This window comes from Pseudomonas sp. AP19 (assembly GCF_001728855.1).
Taxonomy (GTDB): Bacteria; Pseudomonadota; Gammaproteobacteria; order Pseudomonadales; family Pseudomonadaceae; genus Aquipseudomonas; species Aquipseudomonas fluorescens.
In genome coordinates this window covers 136553-156916 of sequence record NZ_LXJP01000006.1, presented here as the reverse complement: position 1 = coordinate 156916, position 20364 = coordinate 136553, and the positions used below count along the sequence as shown (strand labels likewise).

At 60.2% G+C, this 20364-nt stretch carries 17 protein-coding genes; 6 read left to right on the top strand and 11 right to left on the bottom strand.

From position 1 onward, the window contains the following. Positions 1-6: 6 nt before the first annotated feature. From A7D21_RS07630 to A7D21_RS07610, 5 genes are all read right to left on the bottom strand, one after another. On the bottom strand, positions 7-1371 hold the full coding sequence (locus A7D21_RS07630; RefSeq protein WP_047531062.1) for a phosphotransferase family protein: 1365 nt from the start codon (positions 1369-1371) through the stop codon (positions 7-9). Positions 1372-1409: 38 nt separating this feature from the next. Further along, on the bottom strand, positions 1410-1859 hold the full coding sequence (locus tag A7D21_RS07625) for a nuclear transport factor 2 family protein (RefSeq protein ID WP_047531064.1): 450 nt from the start codon (positions 1857-1859) through the stop codon (positions 1410-1412). A gap of 33 nt (positions 1860-1892) precedes the next feature. Next, positions 1893-2711, bottom strand: a complete 819-nt coding sequence (locus A7D21_RS07620; RefSeq protein ID WP_081089279.1) for an SDR family NAD(P)-dependent oxidoreductase — start codon at positions 2709-2711, stop codon at positions 1893-1895. Positions 2712-2775: 64 nt separating this feature from the next. Further along, positions 2776-4128 carry a DUF1329 domain-containing protein gene (locus A7D21_RS07615; protein ID WP_020300833.1) on the bottom strand — a complete coding sequence of 451 codons (1353 nt, stop codon included), beginning with the start codon at positions 4126-4128 and terminating at the stop codon, positions 2776-2778. A 65-nt stretch (positions 4129-4193) separates the two neighbouring features. Next, positions 4194-5864, bottom strand: coding sequence for a DUF1302 domain-containing protein (locus A7D21_RS07610; RefSeq protein ID WP_032904486.1), 1671 nt, complete (start codon positions 5862-5864; stop codon positions 4194-4196). A gap of 231 nt (positions 5865-6095) precedes the next feature. Between A7D21_RS07610 and A7D21_RS34235 the strand changes: the two genes are divergently transcribed. The 5 genes from A7D21_RS34235 (at position 6096) to folE (ending at position 12777) form a co-directional block, all read left to right on the top strand. Beyond that, positions 6096-6545, top strand: a complete 450-nt coding sequence (locus A7D21_RS34235; RefSeq protein WP_076961360.1) for a hypothetical protein — start codon at positions 6096-6098, stop codon at positions 6543-6545. A gap of 196 nt (positions 6546-6741) precedes the next feature. Continuing rightward, positions 6742-10305, top strand: a complete 3564-nt coding sequence (locus A7D21_RS07605) for an indolepyruvate ferredoxin oxidoreductase family protein (protein WP_047531066.1) — start codon at positions 6742-6744, stop codon at positions 10303-10305. A 70-nt stretch (positions 10306-10375) separates the two neighbouring features. Next, positions 10376-11557, top strand: coding sequence for an acetyl-CoA C-acetyltransferase (locus tag A7D21_RS07600; protein ID WP_020300836.1), 1182 nt, complete (start codon positions 10376-10378; stop codon positions 11555-11557). Then, on the top strand, positions 11554-12183 hold the full coding sequence (locus A7D21_RS07595; protein ID WP_020300837.1) for a TetR/AcrR family transcriptional regulator: 630 nt from the start codon (positions 11554-11556) through the stop codon (positions 12181-12183). The genes A7D21_RS07600 and A7D21_RS07595 overlap by 4 nt, the downstream gene beginning before the upstream one ends. 36 nt (positions 12184-12219) lie before the next feature. Next, on the top strand, positions 12220-12777 hold the full coding sequence (gene folE, locus A7D21_RS07590) for a GTP cyclohydrolase I FolE (protein WP_020300838.1): 558 nt from the start codon (positions 12220-12222) through the stop codon (positions 12775-12777). Positions 12778-12805: 28 nt separating this feature from the next. On the opposite strand, the gene A7D21_RS07585 is transcribed toward folE, so the two are convergent. Genes A7D21_RS07585 through A7D21_RS07565 form a run of 5 tightly spaced genes read right to left on the bottom strand, consistent with a single transcriptional unit; the run spans position 12806 to position 18973 of the window. Then, complete coding sequence (locus A7D21_RS07585) at positions 12806-13561, bottom strand: SDR family NAD(P)-dependent oxidoreductase (protein ID WP_020300839.1); 756 nt, start codon at positions 13559-13561, stop codon at positions 12806-12808. A gap of 17 nt (positions 13562-13578) precedes the next feature. Next, the gene (locus tag A7D21_RS07580) at positions 13579-14631 is read right to left on the bottom strand and encodes a phosphotransferase family protein (RefSeq protein WP_020300840.1); all 1053 of its coding nucleotides are present in this window, start codon (positions 14629-14631) and stop codon (positions 13579-13581) included. Then, entirely contained in the window at positions 14628-15923 is a 1296-nt protein-coding gene (locus tag A7D21_RS07575; protein ID WP_020300841.1) for an acyl-CoA dehydrogenase family protein, read from the bottom strand. The genes A7D21_RS07580 and A7D21_RS07575 overlap by 4 nt, the downstream gene beginning before the upstream one ends. A gap of 24 nt (positions 15924-15947) precedes the next feature. Continuing rightward, positions 15948-16685, bottom strand: a complete 738-nt coding sequence (locus A7D21_RS07570; protein ID WP_020300842.1) for an SDR family NAD(P)-dependent oxidoreductase — start codon at positions 16683-16685, stop codon at positions 15948-15950. A 50-nt stretch (positions 16686-16735) separates the two neighbouring features. Then, entirely contained in the window at positions 16736-18973 is a 2238-nt protein-coding gene (locus A7D21_RS07565) for a CoA transferase (protein ID WP_047531069.1), read from the bottom strand. 192 nt (positions 18974-19165) lie between these two features. Here A7D21_RS07565 and A7D21_RS07560 point away from each other — a divergent pair, with 192 nt between their 5' ends. Continuing rightward, positions 19166-19573, top strand: a complete 408-nt coding sequence (locus A7D21_RS07560) for a VOC family protein (protein ID WP_020300844.1) — start codon at positions 19166-19168, stop codon at positions 19571-19573. On the opposite strand, the gene A7D21_RS07555 is transcribed toward A7D21_RS07560, so the two are convergent. Continuing rightward, positions 19570-20349: an SDR family oxidoreductase gene (locus tag A7D21_RS07555; RefSeq protein WP_020300845.1), complete on the bottom strand. Its 780-nt coding sequence runs from the start codon at positions 20347-20349 to the stop codon at positions 19570-19572. The two genes, A7D21_RS07560 and A7D21_RS07555, sit on opposite strands and share 4 nt — an antisense overlap. Positions 20350-20364: the final 15 nt, after the last annotated feature.

Sequence of the window (20364 nt, the reverse complement as noted above, 5' to 3'; positions counted from 1 at the left end):
ACCCTGTCAGGCGACGGGTGGCAGGTCGATGTGGCTGGCGGAGGCGCCAATGGCGGTGCTGCCGTAGACCAGAACACGTCGTTCGATTTGCGCCATGAACAGGCGCAGCAAGGGTTCGTCGTATTCGGGCCCGGCGCTTTTGACCAAGGCTTCCAGCGCTGCATCAATCTCGCTGTAGTCACTGAAAGTGCGGTCGAGCAGGACTTGCGCCTCCTGTTGTTCCAGCTCGCGCAAACGCAATTCCATGGCATCGCCACGGCCCAGGTACTCAACCAATTTGCTCACTGCGCGCAGGTTGGTTTTCTGGAAGTCACTGCCGACTTCCACCTGCGCCAGGGCATCGCCGAGCATGGTCAGCAACTGCGCATTCGGGCCGCTGCTGACAATCTCCAGTGTTGGCGTTTGCAGCGGCACACCCATGGCTTCGGCCAGCGCATGCACCACTACCCGGCGCAACGCGATATCAAACTCGGTGTAGATGTCGTGCGGGTCGCCTGGTTGTGGCGTGGCCACCGATGCCGAGAATTGCATCGTGCTGACGGTGGCGAACAGTGCGGTGTGGTAACGTACGACATCAGGGTCCGCCGGCTCGCCGGTCACTTGCTGATAGTAGCGATACAGGTCCGCGAAACTGTCTCCGAGCGGCTCGTAATTGTCGCGCATCCGCGCCGAAGCCAGGTCAGCCAACGGATCACCAATCATGGCGAATTCAAAATCGTAGAGACCCTGCACCTGTCCGTTCTCGAACAGGTACTGCCCCGAGTCGTACTGAACGAAAGCAGGCTGGGTACGGTGCTGTGGCACATTGCGGCGCAACCAGCCGAGGGCGAATTCGGCCAGAGGCTGAGGCCTGGTTTTATTGCGCGCATACAGCGGGTAATAGGCTTCCAAACCTGCGAGGGTAATGTCCTCGGCACTGATCGGCAGATGAATGCCCTGCGCAATGAAGGGTTGCAACGGCAGTTGGTGCATGCGCGCCATGGCGTCGACCCATTGGCGTGCGACGGCATGGCGTTCGGCATTGCTGTTCGCCGTGCTGACGTCACGACTACCCGGCACCAACTCCATGACGATCGCTTGCGGGTCTTCGCAGAAGCCGTAGATACGCGGCACCGGCACGCCTTGCTGACCAAGCAAGGTGAGAATATCCGCCTCCCGGCGCAGCTCCGGGAATGGACTGACATCACCGCCGCGCTCGCCACGGATATGCAGTTGAAGGGTTTCGCCATCGCGTTGCAGTTCAAGGTTCCACGCCGGGCGCCAGCGCAGCAGGCGTTGCATGGCCGTGATGTTCCCGCCCAGCAGCCCTTCGACAAAGGTGCGCAGCTTTTCTTCGACTGGATCAACAGTCGCATTTATTGTTGTTGGCATACGGGGTCTTCCTCAGGCGCTGATGTCCAGCGCCGCTCTCAATGGGTGCTGGTGCTACCAGCGTTCGGCCCGCCTACCTGCTCCAGCGGCACGCCCTTTTTCTTCGCTAGGTCGGCGGTGTCCAGGTACTCGCGCCAGGCACAGATCAGTCCGTGTTCGTCCAGCTCATACACCGCCACCATCGAGTGCGGCATGGGGACGCCGTTGTTGACGCAGTAATCGTCGCGTTCGGTCATCACCACGCGCTCCGAAGAGACGATGTGGCGCGTGGTGCAACGGTTATGCGTGACATAACTCATCTGTCGCTCTATCTCCCGGCGTAACGCGTCGCGCCCCCGGATCACAGGACCACCGGGCACCCACAGTTGCCAGATGGCGTCGTCGGCGAAGGTGGCCATAATGCGTTCGATATCGGGGCGGCTGCCGTCGCGGCCATCGCCCCAGGCGGCCAGCATGTCGAGGATGAAGCGTTCCTGTTCGAGTGCCATAAAACGGGCTCCAGTGCAGTGAATGGATCGGGATCAGACCGAGGCCTGGGGCAACAGGAAATTGCGCACCACCGGCACCATCGGCGTGCCGCAACTCATGCCGCCGTCCACGCGCATCAGCGTGCCGTTGACGTAGGCGGCGTCGTCGCTGGCGAGGAAAGCGGCCATGGCGGCGATGTCTTCCGGCTCGCCCAGTTGCGGTACGTTTTGCAGGTCGAGAAAGGCCGACTTCATCGCCTCGTTGGCCCAACTTTCCATGGCTGGCGTGCGAATCACTCCCGGCAGGATGCCGTTGCAACGAATGCCGCGTTTGCCAAAGGTGGCGGCAATGCTTTGCACGTACCAGTTGAGCGCGGCCTTGGAGGCGCCGTAGCTGAACTGAGAAATTTCGCCGGCAATCGAGCTGGTGGACGAGGTGAACAGAATCGAACCGCTGCCCTGGGCGAGCATGTGCGGCAAGGCGTATTTGCACGCCAGCACGCCGCCCAACACGTTGACCCGCATGCAGTTGTGGAACAGCTCGGTGTTGAAGTTGATGAAGTCGATATCGCGGGTTGTGGCCGGGTTTCTGTACACGGCGTTATTGAACAATACGTCGATACGACCGAAGGTCTCGACGGTCTGCTCGACCATCTGCCGCAAGGCGTCTTCCTCACCAACATCCACTTGCATGGCCATTGCCTTGGCGCCTATTTCAGCTGCCACGGCCTGCGCCGATTCGGCGAAAAGGTCGGTGACCACTACCGTGGCGCCCTCCCGGGCAAAACGCAGTGCCGAGGCGCGGCCGATGCCACTGCCGGCGCCGGTGATCACGCAGACCTTGCCGTCTAAACGTTGCACAATCTCGCTCATAAAAGGGTCTCGGGACGGATAAAAAAATCGGCGCCCGTGACGAGCGCCGAAAAGGAGCATGAGGTCAGCGGGTCTGGCCACCGGCGATGGTCTGCGGATTGGCTTCACGCTCGGCGACCGGTTCCTGGCGGTAGCGCGTCGGGCCGTTGCCGAACATGCCGTACTGGTCACGGGTGAAGTCGTACAACGAGTAGGAATCCTGTTGCGGGTTATTGGGAATGCCATAGGCCTCGATGTTGTATTGCGAGCCGGTACGGAACAGTGCGCCGCTGTCGTCCCAGGCGTCGTAGACCGCAGCACCAAAGGTGTCCTCGTCGATGTAGTAGCGACGTTTTTTCTGCGCGTGGCGGACGCCGTCCTTGCGGGTCGCTTCCACCACCCAGACACGGTGCAGCTCCCAGCGTTCACAGGCGGGGTTGATGTGTTTGGGCATGAGTTTCTTGTCCATGTCGCAACCCCACTTCAGCGTGTAGTTGCTGTAGGGAATGAACATTTCCTTCTTGCCCACCAGCTTCCAGTCGAAACGGTCCATCTTTCCGGAGAACAGGAAGATTTCGTCGTAGAACGCGACCCCGCCGAACGCCGAGTTGGGGGTGTCGTAGTTGAATTCCGGAGCCTTGCGCACGCGGCGCTGGCCGGTGCTGTAGCTCCAGGCATATCGAGAGTCAGCGACCGGGTCGAGGTAATCCCAATACCCGGATGCCTGCCCGGCCGTACGGGCCGGCGCAACGATGCGCGACCATATACGTTGGGCGATTTTCGGATCACGCCCGGGAACGTCCATCTGGTAGAAGGGTTTTTCGCCGGTGGACCGGTTGGTATTGGTCAACGTCGCATGACCCTCATTGACGACATAGGCACTGTGGTTCCAGTCCCAGCCATTCACACCCTGGTAGTTCAGGATGTAGTTCCACATCAGTTCCCGGCCATCTCGCGGCAGTGGGAACGGCAGACCGCCCCGGCAGCCTTCGCTGATCGACAGACCGTCGTTCTCGGTCTTGCAGTCCTTGCGGCCAGCATTGCGCTGGGTGGCAGCAAGAAAATTCGCCGGAAAGGTTGCTGTCCGGTGGGTGGGGTACACCTCAAGGTAATAGGTGTCGGGGTTCTGCTTGAGCAATTGCAGTTGTCCGGCTGCCAGTTGGTCGGCGTACTGATCGGCGTTGGCTGCGGTAATGCGCAAGCGTGGCTTTTCATCGGCAAACGGGTTGGGCCAGTTGCCGTCGCCTGGGACCAGCCCGGCCGGGACTTTTAAACCACCGTCGTAGGCCGGAATGGTGCCAGCGGCATTGCCCGCGACAATCGCCCCGAACGGCGTGAGTCTGCCGCCCAGATCGGCTGCGGTAGAGGTGTCATCAGCGACTGTCGCCCCCGTCAGAGCAATGGCCACCAGGCCTATCGCATAAGAATTGACCGTCATTACGTTCTCCATTCAGATGGGTGATCGCCGAGTCCGGTGATCACTGCAGTGCAGTTCAGGGCGGTTCAGAACGCGGTACTGACCGTCAGCGAGACCCAATTGCGGTCGGTCAGGCCAACGTCGCCGGTTCCCCCGACGACTGTTTTGCCGACACCGGCAATATCGCCATATTTGCGTTCGCTGCCGTACCCGATGTACGACAGGGTCACGTCAGTACGCTCGTCGTAGGTGCCCTTGACCCCGGCTTTCCAGGTGTATTTGCCTTCGTTGCCCCCGCCCGTTGCGGCATTGCCGCTGACGCCGTAATCCACGCTCATCGGGGTGGAAATGTTCCAGCCGGGGAACACCCCCAGCCATTGCGGTGCAAAGCTCACGGCCAGGCCGACATAATTTTTGGTGGCGCAGCCGTAGTGCTTGTCCTGCCCCTCCGGGCAGCCGCCATAGCCCTCGCCTTTGAACAGTTCCTCGTGCTTGGTCACCCGTTGCACATGACTGAACGCCATTTCGGTGATCAGGCTGCCGGTGTCGAAGTAATCAGTGCGCGGCAGCAACCACAGGCCGTTGACCACCATGTGCCAGGTGTCACCGCGAGCGCCCTGGTTGTCGGCAGTGCTGATGTTGCTGGAGACCAACGAGGTGTTCTGGCGATACGACAGGTCTACGCCAAGGGAGCCGCCACCCAGCACCGGACCTGCGGAGTAACCCAGGCCATAGAGCTTGACGTTCTCGGCGTACACGTAACGGGCGAAAGTCGGTGCCACTTGCAGGCCCCACGGGTTGTAGTCATCGAATTCGCGATAGAACGCGCTGACCTCCGAATGCAGGAAGTCGAAGCTATAGGTGCCCATCACGCCCCAGTTGCCCCTGTCCTTGGGTTTGACCGGGTCAATCAACGGCCGCGAAACACCGCTGAACAACGGCAAACGGTCCGGCCCTTCCAGGGCGACGTCGGCGGAAGCCAGATAGGTACCGCCTTCAGGTGCGCGCGTGGTGTCCCATTCGAAGAAGTATTGCGCTGCCAGCGACAACTTGTCGGTGACCTGAGCCTGGGTTGAAATCTGCGTCAACGGCAGGAAGATTTCACGGGTCTCGGTTCCTGGGTTGCTTACCGCTTTGCGCCCATCCAACGGTGCTTGCGAGTAGGACACCGCATGCCCGGCAATCAGCAGGCCGTTGCCCCAGTACACGGTATGCCGGCCGGCACGCACGCTGACCGGAATCTCGCCGAGATCGAAGCGGGTAAACGCAAAGGCGTCCAGTAACTCGCCGCTAGGGCCACGGTGATAGCGCTTGGTGAAGCTGGAGTATTTACCGTTGTTGTAGCTCGGCGTGCTCGTACCGGGAAACGCACCGGGGTAGTAGACATTGCCGGGGCTGGTTTCGACGTCGGTGTTTTCGTAAGCCTGGTCGTACCAGCCCGCGCCGCTGATGCGAAAACCGTTGTACTGCTTGTACGCGACCTCCATTTCGCTCATCACATCGACCCGATTGGTCACCACATCGCCCCGATCAAACTTGGCGTCGGACTCGTCGTAGCTGGCGTTATTGGCCAACGCGGAGTCGCGCCCCTCGGCCCGTATGCCCAGGTTGTAACGCACGGTGTTGTCCCAGCGCGCGGTCCAGTCCGGATTGCCGGTATCAAACTCGGCGGCCTGCACAGCGCCAACAGTCAAGGCACACCCGGTCACGCTGAACCAGACAGCCAGGCTTAACGGCTTTAGCTTTGCGTCGATCATCAACACTCCCATTACTTTTTTATTGTTGTTGGCAGCCGAAGCGTTGGGCCGTCTGGACCGCGCCAATGAGCGCTGATCCGTGGGCTTTCGGTATGGACTGAAGTAGACGGGACGGGGAGGTTTGAGACAACGATTGGGAGTATTGCTGAAATGCATTTTGGTATTGGTCAAATACTCCCGACCTATACTCAAAGGCCCTGGATTGTGCTTTTTTGAGTACAGGAGGTGACCATGAAATCGGGAACCCAGACAGCGGCACTCCTAGCCGCTGCGATAATCGTCGGCTGTACGAATTCATCAAGCCAGACAGTGACTGTTCCCTTGAACGCTACACCACGCAACGGCGGTCAGATCGCCAATACAACGCTGGCCGTTCAGGGCAATGAGACAGCGTTTTCCTTTGTCGTCAGTGGAGTTCCAAGCGGCACTCTTCGGCCCTTGAATCTCTACACGTTTATCAACAAAGGCAGCTGCGAGCGGCCCGGGTCTGTCGCCTATGCAATGAATGACCGGATCAATACCAATCGCATTTCTGCAACGCGCGGCTGGACCTATTCACGAAGTGCGCCAGTGGCGCTGTCAGAGCTGCTTTCTGGTGGATATTACTTAGTGGTAAGGACCACACCGGCCGATGGCAACGTGGATATTTTCTGTGGGGATATCAAGCCAGAAACAAGGTGAAAATGACACCAGACCGGTAACCGGCTTTATCTACAACAGCGTGAAGAACAGTGTGCATACCGGTATTTGAATAACCGATACCGCCCCATTGTTTTTGTGATTTTACGATGGCAAAACCGCTCCCTAGACTCCAGCCAATAACTAGGCAACGCCGCTCTCCTGGCGCCGCCATGACAATAAAGCCTGGAGGATGAACATGAGTGTGCCCCCATCTCTGGATGACAAATACGTCCAGCACACTGGAAAAATCTTGCTCACCGGCATTCAGGCGCTGGTGCGTCTGCCACTGATGCAGCGCCAACGCGATCTGGCCAATGGTCTGAACACCGCCGGGTTTATTTCCGGATACCGTGGCTCGCCGCTGGGTGGTTTTGACCAGGCATTGTGGAAGGCGCGCGACTACCTCAAGGAACACCACACGGTGTTCCATCCAGGCATGAACGAAGACCTCGCTGCTACCTCAATCTGGGGTACGCAACAGGTCAATCTCTTCGAAGGCGCCACCTACGATGGCGTGTTTGGCATGTGGTACGGCAAGGGGCCGGGCGTCGACCGCTGCGGCGATGTGTTCCGCCACGCCAACGCCGCCGGCACCTCGCAATTTGGCGGTGTGCTGGCCATTGCCGGAGATGACCATGGCGCGCGCTCCTCCTCACTACCGCACCAGACCGAGCACATTTTCAAAGCGGTGATGATGCCGGTGCTGGCGCCATCGGGGGTGCAGGAATACCTCGACTACGGCATGCATGGCTGGGCCATGTCGCGCTATTCCGGCTGCTGGGTCGCCCTCAAAGCGGTGGCCGACACCGTAGAGAGCGCGGCCGTCGTCGACATCGACATTCATCGCGTACAACCGATCATTCCCGATATCCCGCTGCCCGAAGGTGGCTTGAATATCCGTTGGCCAGACCCGCCCCTGGCACAGGAACAGCGCCTGCTGGAACACAAGCTATATGCTGCCCTCGCCTATGCCCGGGCCAACCGCCTCGACCGTGTCGTGATGGACTCAGCGAAAGCGCGCATCGGCATCATCACGTCAGGCAAATCGTACCTCGACGTTTGCCAGGCACTGAAAATCCTCGGCATCGACGAATCACTCGCCCAGCAGATTGGCCTGCGGGTCTACAAGGTCGGCATGGTTTGGCCGCTGGAGGCTGAAGGCGTCCGGCAGTTTGCCGAGGGCCTGGAAGAAATCGTGGTGGTGGAAGAAAAACGCCACATGATCGAATACCAGTTGAAAGAAGAACTCTACAACTGGCGCGAGGACGTACGCCCGCGCATCGTCGGCAAGTTTGACGACAAGGGTGAGTGGAGCCTGCCGCACACGGGTTGGTTGCTACCAGCCATCAACGACCTGACCCCGGCGATGATCGCCCGTGCGCTGGCCAAGCGTATTCTGCGTCTGCACCAAAGTGGCCCGCTGCAAGTGCGCCTGGCCGTGCTGGATGCGCAACTGGCTAGCAAAGACCAATTCAGTAACCTGATGGAACGCGTGCCCCACTACTGTTCCGGTTGCCCGCATAATACATCGACCAAAGTCCCGCAGGGCAGTCGCGCACTGGCGGGCATTGGCTGCCATTACATGGCCGCCTGGATCTACCCGCAAACCCAGACTTTCAGTCAGATGGGCGGCGAAGGCGTGACGTGGATCGGCCAGGCACCGTTCACCACTACTCAACATGTGTTCGCCAACCTCGGTGACGGAACCTATTTCCACTCCGGCATTCTCGCGATTCGGGCTGCCATCGCGGCCAAGGTGCAGATCACCTACAAGATTCTCTACAACGACGCCGTGGCCATGACCGGCGGCCAACCGGTGGACGGCAGCCTCAGCGTGGCGCAAATCAGCCGGCAACTCGTTGCCGAAGGCGTGCAGCGTGTGGTGGTGGTCAGCGAAGATGTCGAGAAATATCAGCACATCCATGAACTGGCAGACGGCGTGCCGGTGCTGCGTCGCGACCAGATGGACGAAGTGCAGGAACAGCTGCGCCAGTTCCAAGGCGTATCCGCAATCATCTATGACCAGACCTGCGCTGCGGAAAAACGTCGGCGTCGCAAGCGCGGCAAGTTCCCGGACCCGGCACGCCGGGTTGTGATCAACGAAGCGGTGTGTGAAGGCTGTGGCGATTGCAGCAGCAAATCCAACTGCATGTCGGTGGTGGCGGTGGAAACCGAGTTCGGCCGCAAACGGGAAATCGACCAGTCCTCGTGCAACAAAGATTTCACCTGCCTTAACGGCTTTTGCCCGAGTTTCGTCACGGTCGAAGGGGGCTCGTTGCGCAAACCCAAAGCGCTGGCAGCCAAAGCGGATGAATTATGGGCATTGCCCACGCCATCAACCGTTACGCTGGATGAGCCCTACAGCATTCTGGTGACCGGCGTGGGTGGCACCGGCGTGGTGACCATCGGCGCCTTGCTAGGAATGGCAGCGTTTATCGAAGGCAAAGGCACGCTCAATCTGGACATGGCCGGCATGGCGCAAAAAGGCGGCGCGGTGTGGTCGCACATCCGCATTGCCGCGCACCAGGATCAATTGTTCGCACCCCGTATTGCCGAAGGTGAAGCAGCCTTGCTGTTAGGCTGCGATCTGGTGGTCAGTGCCAATACCGAAACCTTGTCCAAGCTGCGTCAAGGCGTTACCCATGCGCTGATCAACAGTGAAGAAACCATCACCAGCGCATTCGTGCGGACCTTCGCCCAACAGGCGGAAAGCGGAGATTTGCTGAAGCACCCGGACCCGAAATTCCACACCCACAACATGTCGGCACAAATCGCCGAAGCGGTTGGCCATGCCCAGGCGGACTTTGTCGACGCGAGCAAAATCGCCACGGCATTGACGGGCGATTCGATTGCCACCAACACCTTCATGCTCGGCTACGCCTACCAGAAAGGCTGGTTACCGGTGGGCGAAGCCGCGCTGCTGCAGGCTATCGAACTGAATGGCACTGCGGTGCCCTTCAACCTCGCCGCCTTTGCCTGGGGCCGGCGCAGTGCCGAAGACTTGCCACGGGTCTTGCGCAAACTGGAAGCAGGTAAAGTGCAGAACACAGATCGCTTGCTGTCGCAAAGCCTGGAAGAAACACTGGCACGACGCATGGCATTTCTCACGGCGTACCAGAATAAGGCTTATGCCCAACGTTACCGGCAACGAGTCGAGCAATTCATGAAAGCGGAAACGGCGCTGCTCGGGCAACCGGGCAAACTGTCGGCAAGCGTCGCCCGTTATTACTTCAAAGTGCTGGCCATCAAGGATGAATACGAAGTGGCACGCCTGTTTACCGATGGCCAGTTCCTGGAAAAAATCCAGGCTGGCTTCGAGGGCGACTACCGCCTGCGTTTCCACCTGGCGCCACCGCTGCTGAATGATAACGGCAGCGGCCGTGAGCCGAAAAAGCGCAGCTTCGGCCCGTGGATGCTGCAAGGCTTCAAGCTGCTGGCTAGGTTCCGGTTCCTGCGCAACACCTGGGCCGATCCGTTTGGCCACACTCACGAACGCAAGGTGGAACGTGACTGGCTGGCCAATTATGAACGTGTCCTCGACGAAGTCTTGATGGATTTGACCGCCGACAACCTGACCCTGGCCCAGGACCTGGCACAGCTGCCAGACAGCGTGCGCGGTTATGGCCCGGTCAAGGAGCGCTACCTCGTTCACGCCCAACAGCGTCAGGCGCAATTGCTTGAACGGTGGCGCGATGGCTCGAACGCGCAGTTCCACGATGCCAGTCAGGCCGGCAGCAAAATAGCCGTTACCCAACTGTAAGCCCGAGTGTGGCAGGCGTCGGTTGCCTGAAAAGGCACCACGCCGTATCCACCGAAAACTGGAGCACAGCATGCATGAAGTCGTGATAGTCGCCGCCACCCGCACCGCCATCGGTACCTTCCAAGGCGCATTGGCCACCACCAGTGCCGTGGAATTGGGCAGCGTGGTGGTCCAGGCGTTGCTGAAAAAAACCGGGATTGACGTCGACCTGGTCGATGAGTTGATTTTCGGCCAGGTGCTCACGGCCGGGTGTGGGCAAAACCCGGCACGCCAAGTGGCGCTGAAAGCAGGCCTGCCCCATAGCGTATCGGCCATGACCCTGAACAAGCTCTGCGGCTCCGGGTTGAAATCCGTGATGCTGGCGGCTCAGGCGATTCGCTGTGGCGATGCCGAGGTGGTGATTGCCGGCGGCATGGAAAACATGAGCTTGGCTCCCTACACGCTGGCCAAAGCGCGCACCGGCTTGCGCATGGGTAACGCGCAACTGGCCGACTCGCTGCTGCAGGACGGCCTGATCGACGCCTTCCACGACTACCACATGGGCATCACTGCGGAAAATCTGGTCGACGCTCACAGCCTGACCCGTAAGCAGCAGGACGCTTATGCCCTGCGTTCGCAGCAACTTGCCAGCGCAGCCATTGAGGCCGGCCGTTTTGTCGCGGAGATCACCCCGGTGCCGATTGCGCAGCGCAAAGGCGAGCCGCTGCTGTTTGCCGTGGATGAGCAACCTCGCGCGCAAACCACTGCTGTCAGCCTGGCCGGGCTCAAACCAGCCTTCAGAAAAGACGGCAGCGTCACCGCCGGCAACGCCTCGACAATCAATGACGGCGCCGCTGCAGTGCTGTTGATGAGCGAAGACAAGGCCAGGGAGTTGGGCTTGCCCGTTCTGGCAAAGATCAAGGCGGGTGCGTGTACTGGCGTAGACCCGGCGATCATGGGCATCGGGCCGGTGTCGGCAAGTCGCAAGTGTCTGGCAAAAGCCGGTTGGAGCCTGGCTGAACTCGATCTCATCGAGGCCAACGAAGCGTTCGCTGCCCAGTCGTTGGCGGTGGGTAAAGAGCTGGGTTGGGATTTTGACAAAGTGAACGTCAACGGCGGCGCCATTGCCCTCGGTCACCCGATTGGCGCTTCGGGTTGTCGTGTGCTGGTCACGCTGCTGCACGAAATGTTCAAGCGCGACGCGAAAAAAGGCCTGGCGACCTTATGCATTGGCGGCGGCCAGGGCGTCGCCCTGTTGCTGGAACGTCCATGATTGGCGCCCGCCCCGCAACGGCCGCCGGCCCTCAGCCGCGCTGGCATGGGCAGCCGGATGGCGATGTCGGAACCCACGAATTGCTGTACCACACGGCGCTCAGATTATTTGCCGAGCATGGATTCGAAAGTGTCAGCCTGCGCCAATTGGCAGCCGCAATGCATTTGCAGCCGGGATCGCTGTACAACCACATTGAAAGCAAGCAGGCGCTGCTGTTCGAACTGATCGAGACGCATGAAAGCGATCTTCTGGCGTTACTGCAAACCAAGGTCGCGCGTCATGCTGAGGGTCGGCTGCAACTGCAACGTTTTGTACGTGTGCACCTGCAGTTCAACAGCTTGCACGATCAGCGCCACACGCTGACGCGCATGGAATTTCGCAGCCTCAGCCTGGAGCAGCGCGAACGCGTCGAGCAACTGCGCGACACCCGCACCCGGGACCTGGAAAACATCCTCAGCCGTTGTGGATTGCCGGCCGGCCAGCGCGCACCGATGGCGCTGGGCATGCAAGCATTGCTCGATGGCGTGGTAGCCGGTTACCCGCAGGATGCGCGGCCTCCTCTGGAAAGTCTGACGAGTCTGTTTACCAGCATGGTGCTGACCGGTTTGAGCAGGCCGCTGGCTTAGCTGCTCCCCTTACATCACTAACAATAAGGTCGATCGATGAACGAAGAAATGACGAAAAATTATCGGGAAATTCTCCAGCACGTCGGTGAAGACCCACAGCGTGAAGGCCTGCTCAAGACTCCGGAACGTGCAGCGAAAGCCATGCGTTATCTTTGCCATGGCTACCGGCAAACGCTGGAAGAGATCGTCAACGGAGCACTGTTCGAGTCGGATAACGATGAGATGGTCATCGTTCGTGAAATCGAATTGTATTCGCTGTGTGAACATCATCTCTTGCCATTTATTGGCAAGGCTCATGTTGCCTACATACCGACAGGCAAAGTGCTCGGATTGTCGAAGGTCGCGCGAATTATCGACATGTTTGCCCGCCGCCTGCAGATCCAGGAAAACCTCACCCGGCAGATTGCCGATGCAATCGCCCAGGTCACCAATGCCGCCGGGGTGGCCGTGGTGATCGAGGCGAAACACATGTGCATGATGATGCGAGGTGTGGAGAAGCAGAACTCGGTGATGAGTACTTCAGTGATGCTTGGCGCCTTCCGCGAGTCGTACAACACCCGTCAGGAATTTTTGCAGCTGATCCGCAGCCGCTAGGCGAGGCGCCAGGCGCCCCACCTTCAACTCAACTGAGCATCAGCATCCCGCCGTCAATCATCAGCGTCTGCCCGGTGACAAATCGAGAACCTTCTCCGGCAAGAAATACCAGCACTGGCGCCAGATCCCGGGCCGGTTCACCCAGTTGTCCGCCGATGGGCACTTGCCCTGCCATGTACGCATCGTGCTGCTGCAGTTGTTCGGCGCTCATGCTCGCGCGAGTCGCCTCGTACATCGGCGTCCACATCGCCGGGGCGATAGCGTTGACGGTAATGCCCAATGGGCCCCACTCCCGCGCCACCGTGCGCGTCCACGCCAGCACGGCCCCCTTGCTGGCCGCGTAATGGGCTTTGCCGGGCTGTCCGATGACGCCTGCCCCAGAGGCGAAGTTGATGATCCGCCCACCGCTGCCCTTCAGCAGCTCATAGGCCGCGCGGTTGGTCAGGAATGTGCCACGGGTATTCACCGCAAAGACTTTTTCCCACTCGTCCAGCGTGATGCTGTCGGCACTGGCATTCGGCGCGATACCCGCAGCATGTACCAGCACATCCAGACCATTGAGCCGTTCGTTGGCCCAGGCGAAAGCGGCGTCCACGGATTGGCTGTCAGCGATATCGCAGACTCGTGTATGCGCCCACCCGCCACCGTCCCCCGTCATCGAGGCGGCTTCGCCCAGGTCGAGGCTGACGACATAGGCTCCCTCCTCCACAAATGCTTTGACCACTGCCGCGCCAATACCCCTGGCGCCCCCCGTGACGATGATGCGTTTACCGGCCAGCTGCATGGGCTGTTCCTCTGATATCAGACTGTTTGATCGATGCGCTGCAACGCCGTAGCGAACAGACGCAACGCTGAGGCGTGGTGTTTTTCACCCGAGACCATCGAGGCTTTGCCCGCACACGCACGGGCGTAACTGACTTCGAGAAAGATGCCGAGCTTGAAGCCGGCCAACACCAGGTACCAGGTGAAGTCCGCCAACGAGCGCGAGCTGCCGGCGCGGTAATGGGCGACCAGTTCGTCGCTGCTGCAAAAGCCTTCCCAGGGGCGAACTTCAATGGTGCCGGCACCACGACCATCAGCACCGGGCCAGGTGACTACCAGCCAGGCAAGGTCGAGCAACGGATCGCCGATGGTCGCCAGCTCCCAATCGACAACTGCGGCCAGTTCCGCGCTGTCGTGGCGAAACATGACGTTGGACAAGTGAAAGTCACCATGCTGGATACCGGTCTGGAACTGCGTCGGGTAATGCTCGCTCAACCAGTTGGCCAACCGGGCAAGTCCCGGCAGACCGCTCGCGCCCGGCCAACCGGGGTAGTCTTTGACGCTGTCCAGTTGCGCCAGCCAACGTGAGACCTGGCGTTGATGAAAACCTTCGGGCCGCCCAAAATCCCCCAGGCCCACCGCCTGATAGTCGATTTCTCCCAGACGCAATAACGCGTCCACCATGGCCAGCCCCATACGTCGGCGCATTGCTGGCTGCTGCGCGTGCGGCGTCGGCAAACCTGCCGCGCAGTTGGGATTGAAGCCCTGTACTGGTTCCATCAAATAGAAACTGGCGCCCAGAACGTCTTGGTCGGCGCAGTCGGCTATCAGGCCGGCATGGGGCACCGGCGATCCGGCCAACGCTTTGAGCAACCGTGCTTCACGGGCAATGGTTTTACTGCCGACTTCGCGCAACTCCCTGGAAGGCCGACGCAATACGAATTCGCGCGTGCCACGCCGAAAGCGCAGCAACAGATTCTGAGTGCCTCCGGTTAATCGCAGTGGGGCCTCGATGGAGCCACTTTCCAGACCCTTTGAGTCCATCCATAGAGCCAGGCGCTCGAGTTCGACCAGATCCTGCCAGTCGTTCATGCGTCGTACTCGCCCAGACTGGCCAATGCATCGGCGTATTTTTCCCGGGCTCGGGCCGCCGCGGTGGGCCGGTGGTAATCGGGGAACAGTTCGTCGCAGGGTTGATAATCGCGTAGCAGTTGTTTGGCGACCGTGATTTTGTGCACTTCGGTGGGCCCGTCGGCCAGCCCCATCTGGAAGGAGCGGACGATGTACCCGGTAAACGGCATTTCTTCGCTTACCCCTAACGAGCCATGTACATGCAGGGCGCGCGCGGCGATGTCATGCAGCACCTTGGGCATGGCGGCTTTCACCGCAGCGATGTCTTTGCGTACCCGTTTGTAGTCCTGATACTGGTCGATGCGCCATGCCGTGCGCATGACCAGCAAACGAAATTGTTCGAGCTCGATCCACGAGTCGGCAATTTTTTCCTGGACCATCTGCTTGTCCGCCAGGCGGCTGCCCTGGGTACTACGCGACAGGGATCGTTCACAGAGTGCATCCAGGGCTTTCTGCGCTTGGCCAATCACCCGCATCGCATGGTGCACGCGGCCGCCACCCAGTCGTACCTGGGCCACGACAAACGCCTGACCGGGCGCGCCGAGCATGTCGCCAGCAGGCACTCGCACCTTGTCGAACGACAGGTAGGCATGGGTTGCGGCCGGGTCATCGGCGATACCGACGTTGCGGATAATGCTCACCCCCGGAGCATCGGCGGCAACAATAAACATCGACATGCCTTCATACACCGACACGTTTTTATCGGTGACCGCCATCACGATATAGAACGCGGCGTAGCGGGCATTGGAGGCAAACCATTTTTCGCCGCTCAGCAGCCAGTCATCACCCTCACGCACCGCTTCGGTGGTGAACACCGCAGGGTCCGCGCCGCCTTGGGGTTCGGTCATGGCGAAGCAGGACACGATATCGCCGTCGAGCAAGGGTTGCAGGTAGCGCTGCTTCTGCGCCGGCGTGCCGTAATGGGCGAGGATTTCACCGTTACCGGAGTCCGGTGCCTGACAACCAAACACAATCGGTCCGAACAGCGAGCGGCCGAGAATTTCATTGATCAACGCAAGGCGCACCTGGCCATACCCTGCCCCGCCCAGTTCCGGGCCCAGGTGACAAGCCCACAAGTTGCGCGCCTTCACCTGCGCTTGCAACGGTTTGACCAGTTGCTTGAACAGCGGGTCGTGGATATTCCACGGGCTGCCCAACACGTGGTCGAGAGGCTCGACTTCCTCACGCACGAACTGCTCGATCCAATCCAGTTCCACTTGAATCTCGGGGTCGGTCTGAAAGTCCCAGGCCATGGTGTTTCTCCTAGCAAATAGCGATCAGGCCAGCAGCATGCCGCCGTCGACCAATAGGGTTTGGCCGAGCACATAGCTGGCCAGCGGCGAGGCGAGAAACAGAGCCACATTAGCCATGTCCTGAGGCGTGCCGAGGCGCCCTTGAGGAATGGCGCGCAGCGCACCTTCCAGGCGTTTCGGGTTGCTGGTGGTCACCCGTGTCAGCTTGGTTTCCACCAGCCCCGGGGCAATGCCATTCACCCGGATACCATCACGAGCCCAGGCTTCGGCCAAGGTGCGAGTCAGCCCGAAAGCGCCGGTTTTCGAGGCGTTGTAGGCAGGGTTGCCACGGGTAGAATGGAACGCTGCTGCCGAACTGACCGTGATCATCGAACCCTTGGCTTCCATCAGCAGCGGGTGAAATTTCTGCGCGCAGACCATCAGGCTGGTGAGGTTGATGTCGAGCACGCGCTTGAAGCCCTCAGCGAGGAATTCCTGACGGTCGTAGAGCACCGTGCCTTGCGCTTGCACCAACACATCCAGACGGGTGAATGGCACACAGACCGCTTCGATCAACGCTGCATCCGCGACGTCGACCTGCGCGTAATGCAAGCCTTCAAGGTTAGAGTCGGGTGAGTCGTGATAGGCCGCCGCCGAGGCACGCGTACCCCAGACATGCACTTCGGCACCGCGCTGGCGAAAGTTCTGCGCAATGCCATTGCCGATGCCACTGGACCCGCCGACTACCAGCACGGTTTTACCGCTGAAATCCAACTCGTACATGGGTATTCCTTGTGCTTGTCGAAAAATGCTGCCGGCCAATAGGCCCACCGTTACAGCGCCACCAGGCCAGCCGAGGCCAATCGTTCGAGCTCGCTGCCGGTAAAGCCGAGGCCTTCCAGAACTTGCCGGGTATGTTGGCCGAGGGCGGGCGGTGGGCGCTGCAGCGATAACGGCAAGTTGCCGAAATCCCAGAACGCGCCGATCTGTTGCAAGTCGCCGTAAACAGCATGTGAGTAATGCGCGTGCAGACCCGCGGCGGCGTGTTCGGGGCTGTCGAGAAAGGCATCCATCTGCGCCTCCAGGACGGCCTGCGCAGGAACTTGCACTTCAGCCAATGCTGCGAGCGCCGCTTGCCGGGTAAGACCTGCAAACCAGGTTTCGGGCTGATCACCCATGAGCGCCTTGAAACGCTGCACCTCATCCGGTTGCAGCGCTGCCACCACCAGCCAGGCATCGCTACATAGATACAAACGGTGTGCGTCACTCACACCAGTCTGTTGCGCATCCATATGTTCGATTGGGGTCAGGCTGCCGTCTTCAAGCACCACCGCTTCGCTCATCGATAGCAACGTAGCGCCCAACAATGACGAGCTGACCATTTGCCCGACGCCACTGCGGTTGCGCTCGTACAATCCCAGCAGCAAGGCATAGAGCGAGGATAAACCGGCAAAGAAATCGCCCACGCCAAAACGCAGCCACATCGGCGCCTGCCCCTCCCCGCCCTGCTCCCTCTCCCAGCCGCAGGAAGCCTGCATCAATTGGTCAAAACCCGGCCAATCCGCGCGCGGTCCGGTCGGTCCGTAGGCACTGACATGGCAATACACCAGCTGCGGGTTGAGCACTTTGAGGCTCTCGTAGTCGACCTTGAGTTTGCGTGCGGCCGGCAGCCGCATGTTGTGGTGAACAACATCGGCCCAACGGGCCAACGTTTCTACGGCGGGCTCGGTTTGCTGATCGCCCAACTGCAGCGCTACCCCCAACTTGCCACGCTGGGTGCCGCTGAAAATCCGCTCCAGGCGGCGCATGGCATCGCCTTTGGGCGCTTCGACTTTAATGACTTCGGCGCCGAGGTCCGCCAGAAGCATGCAAGCAAACGGCCCGGCCAGGTAGGCGCCCAGATCCAGTACTTTCAGACCGTGCAGCGGAGGCAAGGGCGCCGGGCTCGACCTGGGCACTTGCGAAGGGATCACAGCATCGGCGCCTGACAGTCCGGCGTTCCCCTCACCTGCCAGAGGTGCGCTACCGCCAACTCGTGCGGGTGGCTGCACCTGCCAGGCAGGGCCTGGTTGCAGGGTCTTGCCCAATTGCACATCGTCGACTTCAACCACATAACCATTCAGGCGTGCTTGCTCGTCGAAGTAGATATCGCCAAAGGGAGCGGCAATTTGCGCGGCCACGTCGTGCTGCCAGAAATGCTCGACCCAGTCCTGTGCCGGCCGTGTGGCAATGATCGCCTTGTTGGCGCCGAAGTTTGGCGCCACATGGCTCGATGGCCACAGCGCGTTCAAGCGAGCCACTTCGGTTTCGCCGAGCTCACTGAGTGCCGCGGCCATCCACGGGGATTTGTCCGGCGAATAATGCACATGCAACCAGCGGCCATCAGCGCATTGGTGCAACGGAATAGGAATGTGTTTATCCAGGCCTTTGGCAAAGGCCTGCGTCGGCGTTTGCGCGCGGTTCCAATGCATGGTCATTGGCACCAAGGCTGCCTGAGCCAAACTCGTATGAGCGATACCGCCGCAGCCGTCACGTTCGCGTGCAAGCAACCGCGCCATCACCCCAACCACGCACAACCAGCTGGCCAGCCAATTGGCAAAGGGCATGCGCACGAATACCGGGCCGGGGCGATGCGCCGGTTGCTCGTCCAACAGGCCAAGGCGCGCCAGGATCAAAGTTTCCCAGGGGATGGCATTCGCCAGTGCATGCCGTTGGGGCCAGCCGCTAATTGCCGAGATAATCAAGCGAGGAAAGTCTGCAGCGAGTTGCGCGTCGGCCAGACCATGGGCCTGCGCTACCGAAGGTGTGAAGTCGTGTAGCAGCACATCGGCGCTCGCGAGCAGAGAGTTTAGTTGCTGACGATCTTGGGGATTTTCCAGACTGAGGATGACACTGCGCTTGCCACGGTTAAGCACAGCAAACAGCGCCTGTTTCTCTCTGGCGGGGTTGGCGGGTGGCTCGATCATCACCACTTCGGCACCCGCTTCGCAAAGATGCATGCCAGCGGCAGAGCCGGCAATGCCGGAACACAGACTGATGACGCGAATTCCTTCGAGGATTGCCTGGCTCATTCAGCACCTGTCTTCTTCTGCGCTTAGCGTTTTGCAGCAGAGCTGCAGAACGAATCCATGGCGTTACCCTAAGCGATCAATGATAAATTCCATAGATAGATTAGTATTCCGAATATAGAATCATAAGCAGGAATATGAACAGCAAATAACAATTCGTCTAAATATCACTAAAAGCCGATCAGGGGCGTTGCGATGATCCTGCGCATGGACCACTTCACCATCGTCACCAACCAACTGGAGGCGACACGGGATTTCTACGTGGAGGTACTGGGTCTGGTCGACGGGCCACGCCCGCCCTTCCCGGTTCCCGGCTTCTGGCTGTACGCCCGGCAACAGCCCGTACTGCATGTGGTGGGCGTATCACAAATGCCGGAGCCGCGACGTGGCGTGCTCGACCATATGGCGTTTCATGCCCAGGGCTTGCAGAAAATGTGGACGCACCTGGATGAGCACGGCGTGCGATTCAAGGTGATCCGTGCTCCCGGCGCCGATCGCACGTGGCAGCTGTTCATGCAGGACCCCAATGGGGTTGAAGTGGAGTTGGATTTCGACGCCAGCGAAGTGCTGCCCGCCGACTGGAAGGAACGCCGGGGAAGCTAAATCAATCCAGCATAACTGCCGCCGTCGATCTGCAAATTTTGCCCGGTGATATAGCCGGCTTGCGCCGAACAGAGAAATGCGCAGGCGGCTGCCAATTCGCTCGGCTGGCCAAATCGTCGCGCCGCTATCGGCTTGAGCATTTCCACCCGTGCTTGCTCAAAACTGAGCTGGCGAAGCCCCGCCAGCTGCTCGGTCATAAAGCGCAGACGGTCCGTCTCAATGCGCTCCGGCAGCAGATTGTTGATCGTTACATTGTCCCGTGCCACTTCGACCGACAGAGCTTTGCAAAAAGCGGTCAGCCCGGCACGTGCAGCGGTGGACAAACCCAACGGCAAACGCGGTGACTTGACCATCGCCGAGGTGATATTGACGATGCGGCCGAAACCTCGCGCCCGCATACCGCCGATCACAGCCTGGATAAGCAGAATGCCTGAGAGCATGTTGGCCTCAATGGCCGCCATCCAGGCCGCGTGATCCCAATCCTCCAGACGACCCGGCTCTGGGCCGCCGTTGTTGGTCACCAGAATGTCGACTACCGGGCACGCGGCCAACAATGTCGCACGCCCGGCAGAGGTGGACAGATCCGCCACCACCGTGCGGGGCAGCCGGCCAGTGCCGAGAAAAATGTCCTGCGCGGTTTGCGCCAGGGTCTCGGCATTGCGGCCGTTGATCAGTATCTCGCAACCCTCCTGCGCCAATGCCAGCGCACAGGCTTTGCCAAGCCCTCGTGAAGACGCGCATACCACCGCCATGCGCCCGCCAATGCCCAGATCCATAGCCGTACTCCTTGC

Excerpts from the sequence above, each read along its gene's own strand:
- A7D21_RS07610 (WP_032904486.1), bottom strand. The coding sequence starts at position 5,864 with ATGATCGACGCAAAGCTAAAGCCGTTAAGCCTGGCTGTCTGGTTCAGC.
- A7D21_RS07625 (WP_047531064.1), bottom strand. The coding sequence starts at position 1,859 with ATGGCACTCGAACAGGAACGCTTCATCCTCGACATGCTGGCCGCCTGG.
- A7D21_RS07555 (WP_020300845.1), bottom strand. The coding sequence starts at position 20,349 with ATGGATCTGGGCATTGGCGGGCGCATGGCGGTGGTATGCGCGTCTTCA.
- A7D21_RS07595 (WP_020300837.1), top strand. The coding sequence starts at position 11,554 with ATGATTGGCGCCCGCCCCGCAACGGCCGCCGGCCCTCAGCCGCGCTGG.
- A7D21_RS07620 (WP_081089279.1), bottom strand. The coding sequence starts at position 2,711 with ATGAGCGAGATTGTGCAACGTTTAGACGGCAAGGTCTGCGTGATCACC.
- A7D21_RS07575 (WP_020300841.1), bottom strand. The coding sequence starts at position 15,923 with ATGGCCTGGGACTTTCAGACCGACCCCGAGATTCAAGTGGAACTGGAT.
- folE (WP_020300838.1), top strand. The coding sequence starts at position 12,220 with ATGAACGAAGAAATGACGAAAAATTATCGGGAAATTCTCCAGCACGTC.
- A7D21_RS07630 (WP_047531062.1), bottom strand. The coding sequence starts at position 1,371 with ATGCCAACAACAATAAATGCGACTGTTGATCCAGTCGAAGAAAAGCTG.
- A7D21_RS07605 (WP_047531066.1), top strand. The coding sequence starts at position 6,742 with ATGAGTGTGCCCCCATCTCTGGATGACAAATACGTCCAGCACACTGGA.
- A7D21_RS07570 (WP_020300842.1), bottom strand. The coding sequence starts at position 16,685 with ATGTACGAGTTGGATTTCAGCGGTAAAACCGTGCTGGTAGTCGGCGGG.
- A7D21_RS07600 (WP_020300836.1), top strand. The coding sequence starts at position 10,376 with ATGCATGAAGTCGTGATAGTCGCCGCCACCCGCACCGCCATCGGTACC.
- A7D21_RS07585 (WP_020300839.1), bottom strand. The coding sequence starts at position 13,561 with ATGCAGCTGGCCGGTAAACGCATCATCGTCACGGGGGGCGCCAGGGGT.
- A7D21_RS07560 (WP_020300844.1), top strand. The coding sequence starts at position 19,166 with ATGATCCTGCGCATGGACCACTTCACCATCGTCACCAACCAACTGGAG.
- A7D21_RS07565 (WP_047531069.1), bottom strand. The coding sequence starts at position 18,973 with ATGAGCCAGGCAATCCTCGAAGGAATTCGCGTCATCAGTCTGTGTTCC.
- A7D21_RS07580 (WP_020300840.1), bottom strand. The coding sequence starts at position 14,631 with ATGAACGACTGGCAGGATCTGGTCGAACTCGAGCGCCTGGCTCTATGG.
- A7D21_RS07615 (WP_020300833.1), bottom strand. The coding sequence starts at position 4,128 with ATGACGGTCAATTCTTATGCGATAGGCCTGGTGGCCATTGCTCTGACG.
- A7D21_RS34235 (WP_076961360.1), top strand. The coding sequence starts at position 6,096 with ATGAAATCGGGAACCCAGACAGCGGCACTCCTAGCCGCTGCGATAATC.